This window comes from Vogesella aquatica (genome assembly GCF_028548455.1).
GTDB classification, from domain to species: domain Bacteria; phylum Pseudomonadota; class Gammaproteobacteria; order Burkholderiales; family Chromobacteriaceae; genus Vogesella; species Vogesella aquatica.
The window spans coordinates 92,343-108,796 of sequence record NZ_JAQQLF010000004.1; the positions used below are offsets into that span (position 1 = coordinate 92,343).

Here is a 16,454-nt window from a genome sequence, read left to right on the forward strand (position 1 = left end):
AGCAGGCTGCGTCACACCGCTTTACTGCCGGTATACTGCGCTTCTTTGTATAAATGTTTGTTTAATTTAGCCATGTCAGCGCAGAGCATTCCTCAAACACTGCTGGGCCTTTCCCAGGAAATGGACCATGTTGGCCGCCAACTGCTGGATCGTTGGGACCCCGAGCTTGCCCGGCGCTTTACTGCGCTAAGCCAGTGTTTGCAGGGCGTAGCCGAGCAAGGCGGGGCCGACGAGCTGCTGCGTGCCAATGACGAGCTGGCCGCCCAGCTGCGTGCATGGCTGAAACGGCGCCGCGCGCCAGACGATATCCTGGGCCTGCGCCAGCAGCTCTCGCTGGTCACCCAGCTGGCCAGCATGCCGGCGCCGGTAAAGCAGACGGCCAGCGCCGTGACCCTGCGCCAGAACCACCGCCTGTTCCTGTGGGCGGGCGAGCGTGAAGTAGACCACTATCTTGTAGAGCAGCTGGCGTGCTTTGGCTACCAGATGGACGTGTTCCGCGATGCTTTGCTGCTGCAGCAGGCGCTGCGCCAGCACACGCCCGGTGCGCTGGTGGTGTATAGCGATTTTATGGGAGAGGCCAGCCTGTTCCCGCCCGGGATGCCCATGCCGTGCCCGGTGTTGTACGCCAGCCCGCGTCGCGACTTCGAAGCCAGACTCAAGGCTGTACGCAGTGGCGGCCAGGGCTTTCTGGCCTGGCCCATGCAGGTGCGCGAGCTGCTGGACGCGCTGGTGCTCCCGCAGCAGCAAGACCGCCGCAACCCGCTGCGTGTGCTGCTGATCGAGGATATGGGTTCGCTGGCCGGCCTGTATTCGGCAGTGCTGAACCAGCACGGCATCCTGACCGAAGAAGTCACCCGCCCCAGCCGTGCGCTGGAAGCGATCGAGCGTTTCCGCCCCGACCTGATCCTGATGGACATGTATATGCCGGAGTGCGACGGCAAGGAGCTGGCACGCATCATCCGCCAGCAGGGGCTGATGGATGGTATTCCCATTATTTTCCTGTCGATGGAAAAGCGGCAGGACATCCAGCTCGACACCCTGGCGCTGGGGGTGGACGGCTACCTGACCAAGCCGGTATCCAGCGACGAGCTGGTGGTTACCGTGACCACCCGCGCCCGCCGCTACCGCAAGCTGCGCTCCTATATCAGCACCGACAGCCTCACCGGCCTGCTGAACCACACCCACCTGTTTGCGCGGCTGGAGTACGAGTTTGCCCGTGCCCAGCGTGAGCGTGTACCGCTGGTGATGGTGATGCTGGACCTGGACCACTTCAAGCGTATCAATGATAACTACGGTCACCAGGCCGGTGACGAAGTGCTGGTGAATCTGGCGCGCTTCCTGCGCGAGCGCCTGCGCCGCAGCGACCTGATCGGCCGTTACGGTGGCGAGGAGTTTGCGCTGGTGTTGCCGGGTATGACGGTAGATCAGGCGTACCGCTTGCTGGAGGCGATTCGTGGCGATTTCGAGCTGCTGGACCAGCAGTCGCCGCGCGGGCGTTTCCGCCAGACCTTCAGTGCCGGCCTGTGTGGTGCCGAGGGTGTCACCGACGTGGTGGCACTGGTGCAGCGCGCCGATGCCATGCTGTACCGCGCCAAGGAGCTGGGGCGTAACCTGGTGGTGGCGTGGAGTGCCGACGCCGGGGCGTATTTGCCGCCGCAGCCCTAATCTGCCAAACGAACAAGGGCGCCTGCGGCGCCCTTGTGCTGTGTACTGCGGCCAACCTTATACCGGGTCGGCCAGGTACATGCGGACGTTGTGGTCGTCCAGCAGCTTTTTCAGGCTTTCCGGCGGCATGGCGTCGGTGAAAATGGCGTTGAACTCGCTGATATGGCCCATGCGTACCAGCGCGTTACGGCCGAACTTGCTGTGGTCTGCCGCCAGGAAGCGGTGGCGGGCGTTGTTCATCATGGCCTGCGCCACGCGTACTTCGCGGTAGTCGAAATCCAGCAGCGAGCCGTCGGTCTCTATCCCCGACACACCGATCACGGCGTAGTCCACCTTGAACTGGTTGATGAAATCCAGCGTGGCCACGCCGGTAATGCCACCGTCGGAGGCGCGTACCACGCCCGAGGTAATCATCACGGTAAAGTCGGGGTTGGCCGACATGATGGACGCCACGTGGATGTTGTTGGTGATCACGCGCAAGCCCTTGTGGCTGGCGGTCAGCGCCTGGGCTACCGCCTCGATGGTGGTGCCGATGCTCATGAACAGCGAGGCATGGTCGGGGATGTTTTCCGCGATCATGTCTGCAATATGCGCTTTTTCGCTTTGCAGCTTGCCCTTGCGCGAGAAGTAGTCTTCGTTTTCGACGCTGTTCCCCAGCGCCGCTCCGCCGTGGTAGCGGCGCAGCAGATTGGCTTCGCACAGCTGGTTGATGTCGCGACGGATGGTCTGTGGCGTCACGTCCAGAATGCGTGCCAGCTCTTCGATAGGCATGAAGCCATTCTCGCGTACCAGCTGCAGGATTTTGTCGTGTCTTGGTGATCGGCTCATGGGGTGGCAAGTTCGGAATCGAAAATTACCCTGAGTCTTTAACATATTTCCGGCGGCTGCGGCAACTTCACCTTGTCATAAGCGAATGTTTGATGATGAAAAAACGCCAGTGTGGGCGCACTGGCGTTGGATATTGTTGACAAATGGCAGGCTGCAAGGCAGTGCGGCCATCGGCCAGCGTACGTTCTGTTACGGCACTGCCGCTGCCCGTCAGGCGGCCAGCCAGCCGGTAGCGCACGGACGCTGCACCGCTGGCTGCCAGCCCGGCGCGGCAGGCGGTACGCGTATCAGAAGTTGTACTTGATGGTGGTGATCAGGGCGCGCTGGTAGGTAGCGGAGCCCAGTTTCTGGTCGGCGTAGCGGTAGGTCAGGCCACCGGTCACGCTCTTGGTGGCGTTCCACCACAGCGATACGGCGCCGTTATTGGCCAGTTTGCGGCCGTTGACTACTTTGCCGTCCTTACCCATGGCCAGGTAGCGGTTTTCACGGTCGAATTCGATCTCGTGCCACTGGGTCACCATCAGGTCCTGACCGGCGGCCTTGAACGGGAAGCCCAGCACCCAGCCGGCCATCATGCCGTTGCGGTGTGCGCCTACACCTTGTTTGAATTCCTGATGCGCGCCCAGGAACGGTTTTACCCACAGGCTGCCGGCGGAGAAGCTGGTGCCCAGGCCCAGAACGCGGTTCTGGTCGTAGAACTTGCCTTCACGGAAGTCGTACACGTGGGCGTAAGCCTGTACCGGCAGGTTGCCGATTTGCGCCACGTTCACGCGGGCTACTACCTTGGTGGCGTAGCGACGGTTCTGGCCGCCGTTTTCGCGGGTGTTCTGGTCGGCGTTTTCTACGTCGGCAAAGCCGTACAGGTCGCCCCAGTTACCGCCCATGCCGCCTTCGGCTTCCAGGTAGGCAAAGTCTGCCTTGCCGCCGAACGGGCCTTTATTGGTACGGTCCTGGGTATTGGACGACCAGTCCAGCCAGTTGGCGCTTACGTTGGAGAAGGTGTAGTCGGCGTGGGCAAAGCCGGCACAGGAGGCCAGTGCCAGAGCGATCAGGGTAGTGCGAGTTTTCATGAGTGATTCTGCTGCGTGCGTTAAAAAAACACCCGCTTGCCTAGCATGGCGACACCATGCCGGAAAACGGGGACGCGGAGAATAGCAGAAATAGCGATAAATGCGCAGTCAAACGGTTGTTTAGCATAAATGCTGTGTTATTCCTGCACGTTTGCCGTCATAAGATGACGATGGCGCATGATTAACGCATGAAGTCGGCAGGCCAGCCGTAGCGGCGCAAGTCGATGCGGCCGTTGCGGCCAAGCTCGATACCGTCTTCTTCCAGCAGCAGGCGCTGGTAATCCGCCTGCGGGGTGCCGGGGCGGGCAATGTGCCCGCTGCCGCTGACCACGCGGAACCACGGCCAGCCCGCGCCTTCGGGCGCACTGGCCAGCAGCTTGCCCACGTGGCGGGCGTGGCGCGGGTAGCCCGCCAGCGCGGCCAGCACACCGTAGCTGCTGACGCGCCCCGGCGGAATGGCCAGCAGCTGCGCCAGTACGGCGCGTTCGAAAGCGGCGTCCATCAGCCGTAGCGGCGGTCGGCCACGAAGGGGTTGCTGCGGCGCTCGTTGCCAATGGTGGTGAACGGGCCGTGGCCGGGTACCACCGTCATGTCATCCGGCAGGGCGAACAGCTTGCTGCGGATGGCATCGATCAGCTGCTCGTGATTGCCCATCGGAAAGTCGGTACGGCCGATACTGCCCTGGAACAGCACGTCGCCGACGATACAGACGTTGGCCGCACGGCTGACAAACACCACGTGGCCCGGGGTGTGGCCGGGGCAGTGCAGCACGTCCAGCAGCTGATTGCCCACGCCGACGCTGTCGCCTTCGTGCAGCCAGCGTTCCGGCGTGAGCGGCTCGGCGCGGGGAAAACCGAACATGGTGCCCTGGCTGGGTAGCTGGTCCAGCCAGAAGCTTTCGGCCGGGTGCGGCCCTTCGATCGCCACGCCTAACGCATCTGCCAGCTCGCGCGCTCCGCCTGCGTGATCGATATGGCCGTGGGTGAGCAGCAGTTTCACGACTGTCAGCCCCTGTGCGTCGAGAAAGGCGCGAATACGGCCGATATCGCCACCGGCATCCACCACGGCAGCCTGGGCTGTTTCATCGCACCAGATCACCGAGCAGTTCTGCTGGAACGGGGTAACGGGAATGACCTTTAGCTGTAAAGACATGGCTATAGAATCCTACGGTTAATTTAATTGTTTCAATTTTGACAGCCCAGTAGCGCTGCTAAAAGTACTTTTGCTGCTTGCCGGCCTGCGCAGAAACGGCGATGCTACCACCCAGCAAACCCTGCTTTTGTCACTATCATGCCTGAATTCCCCGCCAAAAAGCCTTATCTGCGCCAACATCGTCGACGTTTCATGCTGTGTTTGGCCGCCTTGCTGTTACTCGAGATCGCCTTCCACCTGCTTTGGCTGCCAGCCTTGCCGGAAATCTGGTTATTCAGCGTGGGCGGGATCGCCGAGCTGACCGTGTTGCTGATCATTATGGTCATGTTATGGGGGGTACAGCGTAATGAGCTATCAGCTACCTCTTATAACTGGCTGACCAGCGGGCTGAGCTTGTGGCTGGTGAGTGCGGTGGCCGATGTGATGGACGAGGTGGTGCGGCAGCCGCGCTGGCTGTCGGCGTTTGGCGAAGACCTGATGCGGGTATTCGGCATGGCACTGGTAGCCTGTGGCGTGTTCAGCCTGATGCGCCATGCCCGCCGCGTGCATCAGCAATTGAATAGCCTGGCCAATACCGACGAGCTGACCGGCTTGTGTAACCGCCGCCATTTCAACCTGCTGGGTGCCGACATGCAGCCTGCCGGCATAGGCCTGCTGCTGCTGGATCTGGATCATTTCAAGTCGGTGAATGACACCTACGGCCATAGCGTGGGCGACGCGGCATTGCGCGAGCTGGGGCGCATCCTGGCGCTGCAGTGCCCACCCGAGGGCGTGGCGGCAAGGCTGGGCGGCGAGGAGTTTGCCGTGCTGTTGCCCGACATGCCGGATGGCCGCTTGCAGGATCTTGCCGAGCAGATCCGCCTGGCCGTAGCCGCCATGCGTGTGAACGGCAGCCTGCAGCTGACCACCAGTGTTGGCGTTGGCAGGCTGCGGCTGGGCGAAACGCTGGAGCAGCTGCAGCAACGTACCGACCGCGCACTGTACCGCGCCAAGGAGATGGGGCGTAATCGTAGCGAGTGGGCAGATTGACGGCACTGCTACAATAACGGCAACCCAATCTGCGGAGGCCGTCATGAGCCTGATCCCCGAAATCAAACCGCAGCAGTCCATCGAACTGCTGAAAGAGCTGCACATCCTTACCCGCGACGGCAAGATCAACCAGGATACCCGCCGCAAACTGAAGCAGGTGTATCACCTGTACCAGTTCATCGAGCCGCTGATGGCCGACGTGCTGGCGCAAAAGGGCAGCCTGAGCCTGGCCGACCACGGTGCCGGCAAGTCCTACCTGGGTTTCATCCTGTACGACTTGTTCCTGAAGGACAAAGCCGACGCTACCGTTTACGGCGTGGAAACACGGCAGGACCTGGTGGACAAGTCGGTGGAGCTGGCCACGCGTCTGGGCTTTGCCGGCATGCAGTTCCTCAACCTGAGCGTCGAGCAGTCCATCACCTCCGACGCCTTGCCGGCCCAGGTCGACATCATCACCGCACTGCACGCCTGCAATACCGCTACCGACGACGCCATCCGCTTCGCGCTGGCCAAGGACGCCCGCTACATCGTGCTGGTGCCGTGCTGCCAGGCCGAGGTGGCCTCGGTATTGCGCCAGAAAAAGAACGAGACTTTCGGCAAGACGCCGCTGTCCGAGCTGTGGCGTCACCCCATCCATACCCGCGAATTCGGCAGCCAGCTCACCAACGTACTGCGTTGCCTGCAGCTGGAGGCGCGCGGTTACCAGGTGACCGTTACCGAGCTGGTGGGCTGGGAACACTCGATGAAAAACGAGCTGATCATTGCCAAGAAGGTGGGCGGCGGCAAGAAGAGCGCCCGCGAACGCCAGGAAGCCATCCTGCGCGAGCTGAACCTGGAAGCGCTGCGCGAACGCTTCGCCTACTGAGCCCGCCACCATGTTGCCGCGCCGCCTCGACGCCAGCCTGCTGGCCGACCTGTGGTTTTTCCACGCCGTGGCTGCTGCCGGCGGCTTTCGCCGGGCGGCTGCGGTACTGGCCATCACGCCGGGTGCCGTCAGCCAGCGCATGCAGCGGCTGGAAGCACGGCTGGGCCTGGTGCTGATGCAGCGCGGCCCGCGCGGTTTCGTGCTGACCCAGGCCGGTCAGCAGTTGTACCTGGCTGCGCAGCAGGGTTTTGCCGCGCTGGGTGATGGCTTGGCCGCTTTGCAGCCACACGGCGCTAGTGTCCGGCTGGTGGCACCACCATCGCTGGCGCTGGGCTGGCTACTGCCGCGGCTGGGCCGCTTTGCACGCTTGCATCCCGATATCGTGGTTGATCTGCAGGCCGATACCGTGCCACCGCAACGGCCGGCGGCCCCGTCGCACTTGCACCTGTGCTATTTGCCGCAGCCGCCGCAGGGCGCCGTGCCGTACTGGCCCGAATACGGCATGCCGGTGCGTTCGCCTACGGCGCCGGCGCTTGAGGCAGGTTGGCCGCTGCTGCACGACGATAGCCCGTGGAGTGTGCCGTCGGCACCGGGCAGCGAGTGGACACGCTGGCTGGCGGTGCACGGTCGCCCGGCCGGTTGCGGGCTGGCCGAGCGCCATTTCAACCAGGCGCAGCTGGCGTATCGCAGTGCAGAGGCCGGCGAGGGCGTGGCGCTGGGGCGCTGGCGGCTGGTGGCGCCGGCCTTGCAGGCTGGCAGCCTGTGCCGGCTGGACGCCACGCCGCCACTGTTGCTGGGCTGTTATGCGCTGTACGGTGGCGAGCGCAGCGCCGCAGTGGCCACGCTGGCCGGCTGGCTGGGCGACGAGTTGGCCGCCGACGCCGCCGGTATCTGACTCAGCCGGCCAGTAGCGGCAGAAACACCTCATCCGGCAGACCGTTACCACCGGTAGTCCATACTACCGGAATCACGTCCTGCGCCCAGCTGCTGGCGGCCAGCTGGTGGGCCACAAAGCCGGCTGCGGCCGACGGCTCCAGCCGCAGCGCGTGCTGCTGCCATTGCCGGCGCACTTCGGCCAGCAGGCTGTCGTCGCTGACCGTGACTACGGCATCTACCAGGTGTTGCACGAGGCCGGCCACAGTGGCCGACGCACGGGGTACGGCCAAACCGTCGGCCAGTGTGCGGTTATCCAGGCCGATATCGTAAACCGATAGCGCGTCGTCGCCGCTGGCCAGCCGTAGCAGAAAGCACGGCGACGCCACCGGTTCCACGAACACGATCTGCACCGCGTCGCCGTACAGGCACTTCAGCCCGAAAGCCACCCCGCCAGGCGCCCCGCCGACGCCGCAGGGCAGGTAGACACGCAGCGGCCGCGCCGGCGTCGGCCGCTGGCCGGCGGCGTCCAGCTGGGCCTTCAGGTCGTGGGCGGCGGCGGCGTAGCCGAAAAACAGCAACAGCGAGCTCTCGTCGTCGATGAAATAAGCCAGTGGGTCGCTTGCGGCCAAGGTGCGGGCGCTGGACACGGCGCTGGCATAGTCGCCGGCGTGTTCCACCACGCGGGCCCCCAGTGCGCGCAGGCGGTCTTTCTTCCAGGCCTTGGCATCGCTGGACATGTGGACTTCCACCTGCAGCCCCAGCGCGCGCGCCATCACACCCACGCTGTAACCCAGGTTGCCGGTGCTGCCCACCAGAATGGTGTGGCGGGCAAACAGGGCTCGGGCCGCGTCGCCAGCCAGGACCTCGTAGCCCGTACCGGCAGGCAGCAGGCCGGCGGCCAAGGCCAGCGCTTCGGCCTGGCACAGCACCTCGTACACGCCACCGCGTGCCTTGATGCAGGCGGTGACCGGCAGCGCGTGGTCGGCCTTGACCAGCACTCCGCCATCCTGCTGCAACAAGGGCGAGTCGATACGGCCATCGGCCGCCACGCTGTCTGCAAAGCAGTGCGCCAGCAGCGGGGCAAAGCGCTGCCAGCGGGCGATGGCGGCGTCGATGTCGGCCTTACCGTAAGGCAGGGCGCGCAGGGCGGCGGCGGAGGCCTGGCAGGCCGGGTTGTGCCATAGAAACGGTACGGCAGCGGCCAGTTGTGGCGGCAGGGCGGGGTGGGGCATGGCAGTCTCCTGTAAAGTGGATGACGCCAGTGTGCTTGGCCTGCATGGCGGCAACAAGCCAGCATTGCTGCTACAGCTGTTAAGTATGGCTAAACACTAACAGCGCATGTTGTCGCGCAGGCTTTTATAGCGCTACCGGGTGGCTCGCTATGCTGACAGCTATTGCTACCCTGTGATGTTGCCGCCATGAGCTCCCCCGACCTGCATGCCTTGTTTCTGTCTTCATTACCCAGCCTGCCGCTGTTTGCCCTGCAGGCGGCCGCAGCCATCGGCATGATCAGCACCGTACTGGTGCTTACCCGGCAGCGCGGCCTGGCCATCCGCCAGCGCAGCTGGTACCTGGGCCTGGGGATGGGGCTTACCCTCTACCTGATTGCCTGGTTCGTGTCAGACGCGATGAAGGGCCCGGTCAAGCTCAACCTCAGCACCGACCTGCTACTGCTCAGTGGCTTGCTCGGTGGCGTGCCCGGTGGTGCCGCCTGTTTTTTACTGAGCACGCTGGCGCGTTTGCAGTTTGCCGGCAGCGACCGCCTGCTTGCCAGCATGCTGGATACGGCCATGCCAGTGCTGCTGGGTTGCCTGCTGCATGGCCGCTTGTTTCCCGCCATCCGGCAAGCCTTCGCCTTGCGTACGGTGTTGCTGGTGTGGGGCGCGCGCATCGTGGCCACCTACGCCGGTTTTGCGCTGGGTCTGAGTGTGCTGCAGCTACCGTCTTCGCTGATTGCCCAGCTGCTCATGCTGCGCCTGCTGGTGCTGCCTTTGTCGTTCTGCATCCTGTACCTGGCTTTGCACATGGTGCACATGGACGCACAAATCGACGTGCAGCACCGGCGCGAGCACCAGCTGGCCCGCACCGATGCCATCAGCGGCCTGCCGAATCGCCTGGCACTGGAAGAATGCCTGGTGGCCTTGTCGCCACGTGCCGGCTGCCTGCTGGTACTGGAATTGTACAAACTGCGGGACTTCCTGCTGCATTACGGCCCGCAGTACGGCAGCCGCCTGTGGCAGGAGCTGGACGACGTGCGTCAGGCACCTCCGCTCTGGCAGACGCTACAGCCGTTCCGGCCGCAGGTGTTCCAGTATGGTGATTTCGCCCTGGCCGTGGTGCTGCACGACGCGCGCCTGCCGGCGCTGGAGGCATCGGGGGCGGTGGACGCGTTTCTGGATGGCCTGGCGGTACGCATTGCCACTGCGTGGCCGCACTATGTCCCAGTGTTCCGCTGTGCCGTGGTGGAGCTGGACGCGCAGCTGCCAGGGCTGGAACCGGCATACCGCAACATTACGCTGGCACTGAATGCGCGCGACAGCGGCATTGCCTATTTCAACGATATCCTGCGCCACGATACCGGCCTCGATAGCGAGATCGAGTCGGCATTCGACAGCTGGCGGCTGGCACCGCACCTGGTGCCCATGCATCTGCAGCCCAAGGTGCGTATCAGCGATGGCGCCTTGCTGGGGGCCGAAGCGCTGTTGCGCATGCCGCATGCCAGCGGCCAGGCGGTACCTGCCATGCGTGTGATCAGCCTGCTGCGCCAGCGCGGCCGGCTGGCCGAGTTCGAGTGGGTGTCGCTGCAAGCGGTGGTGGCCATGCTGCCGCGCTTGCGCGCGCGGTTTCCCGCACTCTGCGTGGCGGTGAATGTGTCTACCGAATCGTTGTGCCGGCCAGACTTTGCCAGCGGCCTGTGTCAGCTGATGGCCAGGCACGGCATGCCGGGGAGTGCCTTGCGGCTGGAGGTGGTGGAATGGAGCGACGTGCTGCAGCTGCCGCAGGTGGCGCGCAATATGCAGTGCCTGGCCGAGGACGGTTTCAGCCTGTCGCTGGACGACTTCGGCGCCGGTTACTCTACGCTGATGCTGCTGACGCGGTTTGCGTTTTCCGAGGTGAAGCTGGAGCAGTCGCTGGTAGCCGATCTCGATAACCAGAAAGCCTGCAATGTGGTGATGCTGGCGGTAGAGGCCGCCCACCGCAGCGGTGCGCAGGTGGTGGCCGAAGGCACCGAAACCGCCGATATGCTGGCGCGGGTACGCAGCCTGGGGGTAGACGTGGCGCAGGGCTACCTGTTTGCCCCCGCGCTCGATTTGCCCAGCTTCCTGCAGCTACCGGCCTATTTGCCGTTGCCCGCGGGCCTGGCGGCTGCCGGGGCCTGAGCCGCCAGCCAGGCGCGCTTTTGCGCGGCGCCCATCGCCTTTACCGCGTGTTCTGCGGCCAGCGCTTCCCCCTTGCTGGCAAACTGCAGCACGAGCGCAATGCCCAGTGGTGGAAAGCTGCGCGTATAGCGCGCGCCTTTGCCGGCGGCGTGCGCGGCGTAGCGTTGGTCTACATCGGTGGTAATGCCGGTGTACAGGCTGCCGCCACGGCAGTGCAGCACATACATAAACCACGGGCGGCCAGGGTTGGCCGCAAGCGCCGCCTCGCTCACGCCAGCGCCTGTGCCAGGTCGGCAATCAGGTCGCGCACGTCTTCTATGCCCACCGAACAGCGTACCAGCCCGCCCGGAATGCCCAGCGCCACGCGCTCGGCCTCGCTGCATTCCACGTGGCTGGTGGTGCTGGGGATGCCCAGCAGCGTATCTACCGAGCCCAGCGTGGCGGCGCGGATCAGCAGCTGGCAGCGCGGCAGCATGGCCTGCACTGCGGCAAAGCCGCCGGCCAGCTCAAAGCTCAGCACACCGCCAAAGCCCTGCATCTGGCTGGCGGCCAGCGCGTGCTGCGGGTGATCCGGCAGGCCGGGGTAATTGACCCGTGCCACGGCCGGGTGGGCTTGCAGCCATTGCGCCAGTGCCAGCGCGTTGGCGTTGTGCTGGCGCATGCGCAGCGCCAGCGTCTTGATACCGCGCAGGATCAGGAAGGCGCTCATCGGGTCCAGGCAGGCGCCGTGGATTTCGCGGTAGTGGCGCAGCTGGTCGGTGAGTGCGCGGCTGCCGCAGGCGATACCGCCCATGGCGTCGGCGTGGCCGCCCAGAAACTTGGTGGCGCTGTGCAGCACCAGGTCGGCCCCCAGTGCCAGCGGCTGCTGGTTCACCGGCGTGGCGAAAGTATTGTCGATCACCACCCATGCCCCCGCCGCGTGGCCGGCAGCCGCCAGACGGTGGATATCCTGCACCTTCAGCATCGGGTTGGTGGGCGATTCCAGGTACAACAGGTCGCAGCCCTGCGCCATGGCGGCGGCAAAGGCGCCGGCGTCGGTGGTATCGCACAATGTGACCTGCACGCCCCAGTGCGGCAGCGTGTGCTGGAACAGATAGTGGCTACCGCCGTAGGTATCTTTGCCGGCTACCACGCGGGCGCCGGGGCGCAGTAGCGCCATCAGTGTGCTGCTGATGGCCGCCATGCCGCTGCTGAAGGCCACCGCAGCCTCCGCGCCTTCCAGTGCGGCCAACCTGGCTTCCAGCGCCAGCGTGGCCGGCTGTGCGGTGTTGCGGCTGTACAGCGGGCCGGGTGCATCGCCGCGGGCCACTTGCTCCCAGCTGGCTACATCGGGGTAGCCGTGGGCAATGGCAAACTCTACCGGTACGGCCAGCGCATCGTGCGGGCGGAACGGGTCTTCACCGGCGCGGACGGCCAGCGTATCGGGGTGCAGGGTGGGGCGGGTCATGGCAGCTCCGGGCGCAAACATGCGGCATGCTGCGTGGCCGGTAGCGGCACTGTCAAGCCCACCCCCCGTGCTTAGCGCTGGTAGGTAGCTGTCAGGCTGGCCTTGCCCAGGCTATTGGCGTTGAGCATATAGCCCACCAGTGCCGGCATGGCTTTGCTGTCCAGCGCCAGCTTGCTCACCTTCAAGGCATGCACGGTGAAGATGTAGCGGTGCGGTTTGTCGCCTTGTGGTGGACAGGCACCGCCGAAGCCGGGGCCGCCGAAGTCGGTCAGGCTCTGGATGCTGCCGGCCGGGCGTTTGCCTTTGGCGTTGCCGGCACCGGCTGGCAGACCGTTACTGCTGGCGGGCAAGTCGAACAGCACCCAGTGCCACCAGCCGCTGCCAGTCGGGGCATCCGGGTCGTACACGGTAATGGCAAAGCTTTTGGTGCCGGCCGGCGCGTTTTGCCAGCTCAGGGCCGGCGACACGTTGCTGCCGTTGCAGCCGAAGCTGTTGAATTCTTGTGCTTTGGCTAACGCTTGGCCGTCTTGTACATCGGGGCTGCTCAGTTCAAAGGCGGTGGCAGGTATGGCCAGGGCGGCCAGCAAGCTGGCCAGGGCGAGACGGGACATGGTGTGCTCCGTTGCGGTGGATGATGCATACATCATCGCTCATCCGGTGGTTGCTTGCGCGCCACCAGGCGACAAGTACTATGCCGAAACGCTCAGCTTGCTCAGGCCGCCACATCACGCTGCTGGCGCAGCTGGCTGGGCGTGACGCCAAAGCGCTGGCGGAAGGCGGCGGTAAAGCGCGACGGCGACAGGTAGCCGCAGGCGGCGGCCACGTCGCTCAGCGGCTGGTTGCCGCTGTTCACCAGGCCCAGCGCACGCTCCATGCGCACCTCACCCAGCAGGGTGGAGAAGGAGGTGTGCTCTGCGGCCAACCTGCGCCGCAACGTGGCCGGGCTCATGGCCAGGTGGCGGGCGATATCGGTGGCTTGCCAGTCGCGTGCCGGGTCGAAGGCCAGCAGGCTCTGGATTTGTGCCCGCACGTCCTGTCGTGGCTGGCGGAACAGATCGGCGCCCTGTCGTGCGGCGGCCAGCGCCAGCATCAGCCCCTGCCAGGCGTGCTCGGCGCGTGCCTCGCCCAGCGTGCCGGCCTCGGCCTGCGGCAGCAGCATTTGCAGCTGTTGCAGGGCGGCGACGGCGTCGGCGTGGGGGAGGAACACGGGGGCGCTTTCCTGCCACGGTGGCGCCGGCAGCTGGCTGCCGTACTGGGCCAGCAGCCGTTGCAGCCAGTGTTGTGGTTGCACCAGCGTCCAGGCGCGGTAACCGTGGCGGCCGGGCTGATTGATGATGTCCACTTCCTGCCCGCCGGGAATCACCAGCCAGCTGCCGGGCGGGCAGTGCCAGCTACCGTGGCGGGTAAGCAGCTGTTTTTCACCGTGCTCCACCGCCACCAGCAGGGTGGACAGCACCGGTACGCGCGCCAGGCGCTGGCGTTGCAGGCTACGAAAGATGTACAGCGGCAGGGTGGACATGGCGGGCTCCTGGCAGGTTGGCCGCATCATGCCGCAGCCCAGGCGTGCTGACGAGGGGGGTGAGCGGCCAGGGCCAACGCTTGCGCGGTGCGGGCGGGTGTCAGCCTGGCGTGGCCAGCCACGCGCTGACGCTGGCCTGCCAGCCTTCGGGTTCGCCGGCTGCTAGCGTGTATTCGCCGTCGGCCAGCTGCAAGCGTGCCTGGCTGGTGTCGAAGCGCAGCTCGCCCTGGGCAAAGCGGCGGTACTGTGCCGGCTCGGTCTGCATGGCCACGAAGTCCAGCCGCTGCCAGCCGTGGCTGCCGGCAGGGCCGTGGAAGGCAAACAGGCAGCGCAGTGGCAGTATCATGCCCCCGTTTTGTGTGCCATGTCCGGGCGGTGCTTCATCGCCAGGCCCTTGAGCAGGTAGCGCAGGAACTGGTCGCCGCAGACGCGGTAGTTTTTGTGGCCGGGTTTGCGGAACAGCGCGCCGACTTCGGCGCTGGACACGCTGAAACCGGTGCGCGCGATCAGTGCTTCGATGTCTTCCTGCTTCAGCTCGAACGCCACGCGCAGCTTTTTCAGGATGTCGTTATTGTTCAGGCGCAGCGCCGGCGGCGGCAGCGGGGCGTCGTCGCGGCGGCCGCGGCGCTCGATGATCAGGCCGTCCAGGAAGGACGACAGCAGCTCGTCGCTGCAAGCGGCAAAGCCGTCTTCTTCGTCTTTTTTCAGCAGCGCGGCAAAGTCATCGTCGGCGTAGGGCTCCACGTGCTGCAGGATGGCCAGCATGCGCTTGTCGCTGATGTTCAGGATAAAGCGCACGCTGCGCAGGATGTCGTTGTTAAGCATGGTGGTATCGCAAGCAAGGTTGGCCGCAGGGGGCGGCCAACGGGTGGTTTCAGGGGGCCAGGCGGCTGCGGGCCCAGCTGGCGTCGGCAGCCAGCGTGTACAGCACGCGGTCGTGCAGGCGGCTGGGGCGGCCTTGCCAGAATTCGATACGGTCCGGCACGATGGCGTAGCCGCCCCAGTGCGGCGGGCGCGGTACCGACAGCGGGTGCTTCAGGCCAAAGCCGGCGGCACGGGTTACCAGCACGGTCTTGCTGTCGATCTCGGTACTCTGCTCGCTGGCCCAGGCGCCGATGCGGCTGGTGTAGGGGCGGCTGGCGAAGTAGGCGTCCGATACCTCGGGCGCCACTTGTGCCACGCGGCCTTCGATGCGTACCTGGCGTTCCAGCTCCGGCCAGAAGAAGGTCACCGCCACATAGGGGTTGGCCGCCAGCTGGCGGCCCTTGCGGCTAAGGTAGTTGGTGTAGAACACCAGTTGGCCGTTTTCCACGCCCTTGAGCAGCACGATGCGTGCCGACGGGCGGCCGCTGTCATCTACCGTGGCGATGTGCATGGCGGTGGGTTCGTGCACCTGCGAGGCGATGGCTTCGTTCAGCCACACTTCAAACTGGGCTACCGCGTCCGGCAGGCAGTCGTCGGGCGACAGTTCTTTCTTGCTGTATTCGAGGCGGATATCGGCGAGGTTCAGCGACATGGTCGGGCTCCACAGGCAGTAGGGCGGCGTCGGCGCCGCACGAAATCGACAACCCGCCCGCTTTGCAGCGCAAACCGGGTGGGTCTTGCAAACAGCAAGGCTGCGGACGCCAGAACGGTGGGTGGCGGCGGGCCGTTATCTGCCTGCCGCGGTCTGGCCCTGCAGCCTGGTGCGGCGCAGGCGCCGCACGGGTTGGCCGCCATCATACGCCGGTGGCTGCCGGCTGGCCCAGCTTATCGGCCAGGAAATCCACCAGCATGCGGATCTTGGGCGACAGCTGGCGCTTGTGCGGGTACAGCGCCCAGATGCCTTCTTCCGGTGGCTGCCAGGCGGTGAGCAGCGGCTGCAGCGCGCCGCTGGCCAGGTGCGCGGCCACGTAGTAGTCGGGCAGCTGCACGATGCCGTGGCCGGCCAGCGCGGCCTGGGTCAGCGCGTGGCCACTGTTGCAGCGCAGGCGGCCGTGTACGCGCAGCGGGCGGCGTTTGCCGTGTTCGCCGATGAACCAGTGCTCGTGGCTGCCCAGCAGGCAGTTGTGCTGCTCCAGCGCGGCCAGGGTGTGCGGCGTGCCGTGCGCGGCCAGGTAGGCCGGCGCGGCGCAGATGTGCAGGTGGCGGCCGGCCAGCCGGCGCGCGATCAGGCTGGAATCGGGCAGCTGGCCGATGCGGATGGCCAGGTCGTAGCCATCATGTACCAGGTCCAGCAGCTCGTTACTGAGCTGCAGCTTGATGTCCAGCGCCGGGTAGCGCTGGCCGAACTGCAGCAGCAGCGGCGCGATATGGCTTTCGCCGTAGGCCAGCGGCGCGGTGACTTTCAGGCTGCCCTGTGGCGTGGATAGGTGCTGCGACACCGCGCGCTCGGCCTCGCCCAGCGAGTCCAGCAGCTGGCGGCAGTGCTGCAGGTAGAGCTGGCCGGTGTCGGTGAGCGTCACATGGCGGGTGGTGCGGTACAGCAGCTGGGTGCCCAGCCGCGCTTCCAGCCGCGTCAGCTGGCGGCTCACCTGTGATACCGACAGCCCCAGCGCCTGCGCGGCGCGGGTAAAGCTGCCGTGTTCCGCCACGGCGGCAAATTCGCACACCCCTTCCCATGCCAGCATTATTGCGCCCTGTA

18 protein-coding genes are annotated in these 16,454 nt (G+C 65.4%); 5 read left to right on the plus strand and 13 right to left on the minus strand.

The features are described 5' to 3' along the window. Positions 1-72 precede the first annotated feature (72 nt). Positions 73-1,665, plus strand: coding sequence for a GGDEF domain-containing protein (locus PQU95_RS03445; RefSeq protein WP_272750702.1), 1,593 nt, complete (start codon positions 73-75; stop codon positions 1,663-1,665). Between the two features lie 57 nt (positions 1,666-1,722). Here the strand turns inward: PQU95_RS03445 and PQU95_RS03450 are convergent, their stop codons facing one another. From PQU95_RS03450 to PQU95_RS03465, 4 genes are all read right to left on the minus strand, one after another. Next, on the minus strand, positions 1,723-2,493 hold the full coding sequence (locus PQU95_RS03450; protein ID WP_017507526.1) for a DeoR/GlpR family DNA-binding transcription regulator: 771 nt from the start codon (positions 2,491-2,493) through the stop codon (positions 1,723-1,725). Between the two features lie 287 nt (positions 2,494-2,780). Continuing rightward, a complete protein-coding gene (locus PQU95_RS03455) occupies positions 2,781-3,563 on the minus strand; it encodes an outer membrane protein OmpK (RefSeq protein ID WP_272750703.1) in 783 nt (260 codons plus the stop codon). A gap of 181 nt (positions 3,564-3,744) precedes the next feature. After that, on the minus strand, positions 3,745-4,065 hold the full coding sequence (locus PQU95_RS03460) for an MGMT family protein (protein WP_272750704.1): 321 nt from the start codon (positions 4,063-4,065) through the stop codon (positions 3,745-3,747). Continuing rightward, entirely contained in the window at positions 4,065-4,715 is a 651-nt protein-coding gene (locus tag PQU95_RS03465) for an MBL fold metallo-hydrolase (RefSeq protein ID WP_272750705.1), read from the minus strand. The genes PQU95_RS03460 and PQU95_RS03465 overlap by 1 nt, the downstream gene beginning before the upstream one ends. Before the next feature lie 138 nt (positions 4,716-4,853). On the opposite strand from PQU95_RS03465, the gene PQU95_RS03470 reads away from it, so the two are divergent. From PQU95_RS03470 to PQU95_RS03480, 3 genes are read left to right on the plus strand one after another with little or no spacing between them, the layout of a single operon-like run. Next, entirely contained in the window at positions 4,854-5,744 is an 891-nt protein-coding gene (locus PQU95_RS03470; protein ID WP_272750706.1) for a GGDEF domain-containing protein, read from the plus strand. Between the two features lie 43 nt (positions 5,745-5,787). Continuing rightward, positions 5,788-6,609 (plus strand): class I SAM-dependent methyltransferase, encoded by an 822-nt coding sequence (locus PQU95_RS03475; protein ID WP_272750707.1) that lies wholly within the window; start codon positions 5,788-5,790, stop codon positions 6,607-6,609. A 10-nt stretch (positions 6,610-6,619) separates the two neighbouring features. Continuing rightward, complete coding sequence (locus tag PQU95_RS03480) at positions 6,620-7,504, plus strand: LysR family transcriptional regulator (protein ID WP_272750708.1); 885 nt, start codon at positions 6,620-6,622, stop codon at positions 7,502-7,504. A gap of 1 nt (position 7,505) precedes the next feature. Here PQU95_RS03480 and dsdA read toward each other — a convergent pair whose 3' ends face one another. Next, positions 7,506-8,717: a D-serine ammonia-lyase gene (dsdA, locus tag PQU95_RS03485; protein WP_272750709.1), complete on the minus strand. Its 1,212-nt coding sequence runs from the start codon at positions 8,715-8,717 to the stop codon at positions 7,506-7,508. A 186-nt stretch (positions 8,718-8,903) separates the two neighbouring features. Between dsdA and PQU95_RS03490 the strand changes: the two genes are divergently transcribed. After that, positions 8,904-10,865, plus strand: coding sequence for an EAL domain-containing protein (locus tag PQU95_RS03490; protein WP_272750710.1), 1,962 nt, complete (start codon positions 8,904-8,906; stop codon positions 10,863-10,865). Here PQU95_RS03490 and PQU95_RS03495 read toward each other — a convergent pair. The 8 genes from PQU95_RS03495 to PQU95_RS03530 form a co-directional block, all read right to left on the minus strand. Then, entirely contained in the window at positions 10,823-11,137 is a 315-nt protein-coding gene (locus tag PQU95_RS03495) for a GIY-YIG nuclease family protein (protein ID WP_272750711.1), read from the minus strand. The genes PQU95_RS03490 and PQU95_RS03495 overlap by 43 nt on opposite strands. Further along, a complete protein-coding gene (locus tag PQU95_RS03500; protein WP_272750712.1) occupies positions 11,134-12,312 on the minus strand; it encodes an aminotransferase class I/II-fold pyridoxal phosphate-dependent enzyme in 1,179 nt (392 codons plus the stop codon). Before PQU95_RS03500 ends, PQU95_RS03495 begins: the two co-directional genes overlap by 4 nt. 71 nt (positions 12,313-12,383) lie before the next feature. Continuing rightward, positions 12,384-12,923 carry a YbhB/YbcL family Raf kinase inhibitor-like protein gene (locus PQU95_RS03505; protein WP_272750713.1) on the minus strand — a complete coding sequence of 180 codons (540 nt, stop codon included), beginning with the start codon at positions 12,921-12,923 and terminating at the stop codon, positions 12,384-12,386. Positions 12,924-13,024: 101 nt separating this feature from the next. Further along, positions 13,025-13,831: a helix-turn-helix transcriptional regulator gene (locus PQU95_RS03510; RefSeq protein WP_272750714.1), complete on the minus strand. Its 807-nt coding sequence runs from the start codon at positions 13,829-13,831 to the stop codon at positions 13,025-13,027. Positions 13,832-13,931: 100 nt separating this feature from the next. Then, a complete protein-coding gene (locus PQU95_RS03515) occupies positions 13,932-14,177 on the minus strand; it encodes a hypothetical protein (RefSeq protein WP_272750715.1) in 246 nt (81 codons plus the stop codon). Further along, positions 14,174-14,656: a YehS family protein gene (locus PQU95_RS03520; RefSeq protein WP_272750717.1), complete on the minus strand. Its 483-nt coding sequence runs from the start codon at positions 14,654-14,656 to the stop codon at positions 14,174-14,176. The genes PQU95_RS03515 and PQU95_RS03520 overlap by 4 nt, the downstream gene beginning before the upstream one ends. Before the next feature lie 49 nt (positions 14,657-14,705). Then, complete coding sequence (gene pdxH / locus PQU95_RS03525; RefSeq protein ID WP_272750718.1) at positions 14,706-15,347, minus strand: pyridoxamine 5'-phosphate oxidase; 642 nt, start codon at positions 15,345-15,347, stop codon at positions 14,706-14,708. Between the two features lie 202 nt (positions 15,348-15,549). Further along, positions 15,550-16,440 (minus strand): LysR substrate-binding domain-containing protein, encoded by an 891-nt coding sequence (locus PQU95_RS03530; protein WP_272750719.1) that lies wholly within the window; start codon positions 16,438-16,440, stop codon positions 15,550-15,552. Positions 16,441-16,454: the final 14 nt, after the last annotated feature.

Excerpts from the sequence above, each read along its gene's own strand:
- PQU95_RS03520 (WP_272750717.1), bottom strand. The coding sequence starts at position 14,656 with ATGCTTAACAACGACATCCTGCGCAGCGTGCGCTTTATCCTGAACATC.
- PQU95_RS03500 (WP_272750712.1), bottom strand. The coding sequence starts at position 12,312 with ATGACCCGCCCCACCCTGCACCCCGATACGCTGGCCGTCCGCGCCGGT.
- PQU95_RS03450 (WP_017507526.1), bottom strand. The coding sequence starts at position 2,493 with ATGAGCCGATCACCAAGACACGACAAAATCCTGCAGCTGGTACGCGAG.
- PQU95_RS03475 (WP_272750707.1), top strand. The coding sequence starts at position 5,788 with ATGAGCCTGATCCCCGAAATCAAACCGCAGCAGTCCATCGAACTGCTG.
- PQU95_RS03445 (WP_272750702.1), top strand. The coding sequence starts at position 73 with ATGTCAGCGCAGAGCATTCCTCAAACACTGCTGGGCCTTTCCCAGGAA.
- PQU95_RS03515 (WP_272750715.1), bottom strand. The coding sequence starts at position 14,177 with ATGATACTGCCACTGCGCTGCCTGTTTGCCTTCCACGGCCCTGCCGGC.
- PQU95_RS03530 (WP_272750719.1), bottom strand. The coding sequence starts at position 16,440 with ATGCTGGCATGGGAAGGGGTGTGCGAATTTGCCGCCGTGGCGGAACAC.
- PQU95_RS03460 (WP_272750704.1), bottom strand. The coding sequence starts at position 4,065 with ATGGACGCCGCTTTCGAACGCGCCGTACTGGCGCAGCTGCTGGCCATT.
- PQU95_RS03510 (WP_272750714.1), bottom strand. The coding sequence starts at position 13,831 with ATGTCCACCCTGCCGCTGTACATCTTTCGTAGCCTGCAACGCCAGCGC.
- PQU95_RS03455 (WP_272750703.1), bottom strand. The coding sequence starts at position 3,563 with ATGAAAACTCGCACTACCCTGATCGCTCTGGCACTGGCCTCCTGTGCC.
- pdxH (WP_272750718.1), bottom strand. The coding sequence starts at position 15,347 with ATGTCGCTGAACCTCGCCGATATCCGCCTCGAATACAGCAAGAAAGAA.
- PQU95_RS03505 (WP_272750713.1), bottom strand. The coding sequence starts at position 12,923 with ATGTCCCGTCTCGCCCTGGCCAGCTTGCTGGCCGCCCTGGCCATACCT.
- dsdA (WP_272750709.1), bottom strand. The coding sequence starts at position 8,717 with ATGCCCCACCCCGCCCTGCCGCCACAACTGGCCGCTGCCGTACCGTTT.
- PQU95_RS03490 (WP_272750710.1), top strand. The coding sequence starts at position 8,904 with ATGAGCTCCCCCGACCTGCATGCCTTGTTTCTGTCTTCATTACCCAGC.
- PQU95_RS03465 (WP_272750705.1), bottom strand. The coding sequence starts at position 4,715 with ATGTCTTTACAGCTAAAGGTCATTCCCGTTACCCCGTTCCAGCAGAAC.
- PQU95_RS03470 (WP_272750706.1), top strand. The coding sequence starts at position 4,854 with ATGCCTGAATTCCCCGCCAAAAAGCCTTATCTGCGCCAACATCGTCGA.
- PQU95_RS03480 (WP_272750708.1), top strand. The coding sequence starts at position 6,620 with ATGTTGCCGCGCCGCCTCGACGCCAGCCTGCTGGCCGACCTGTGGTTT.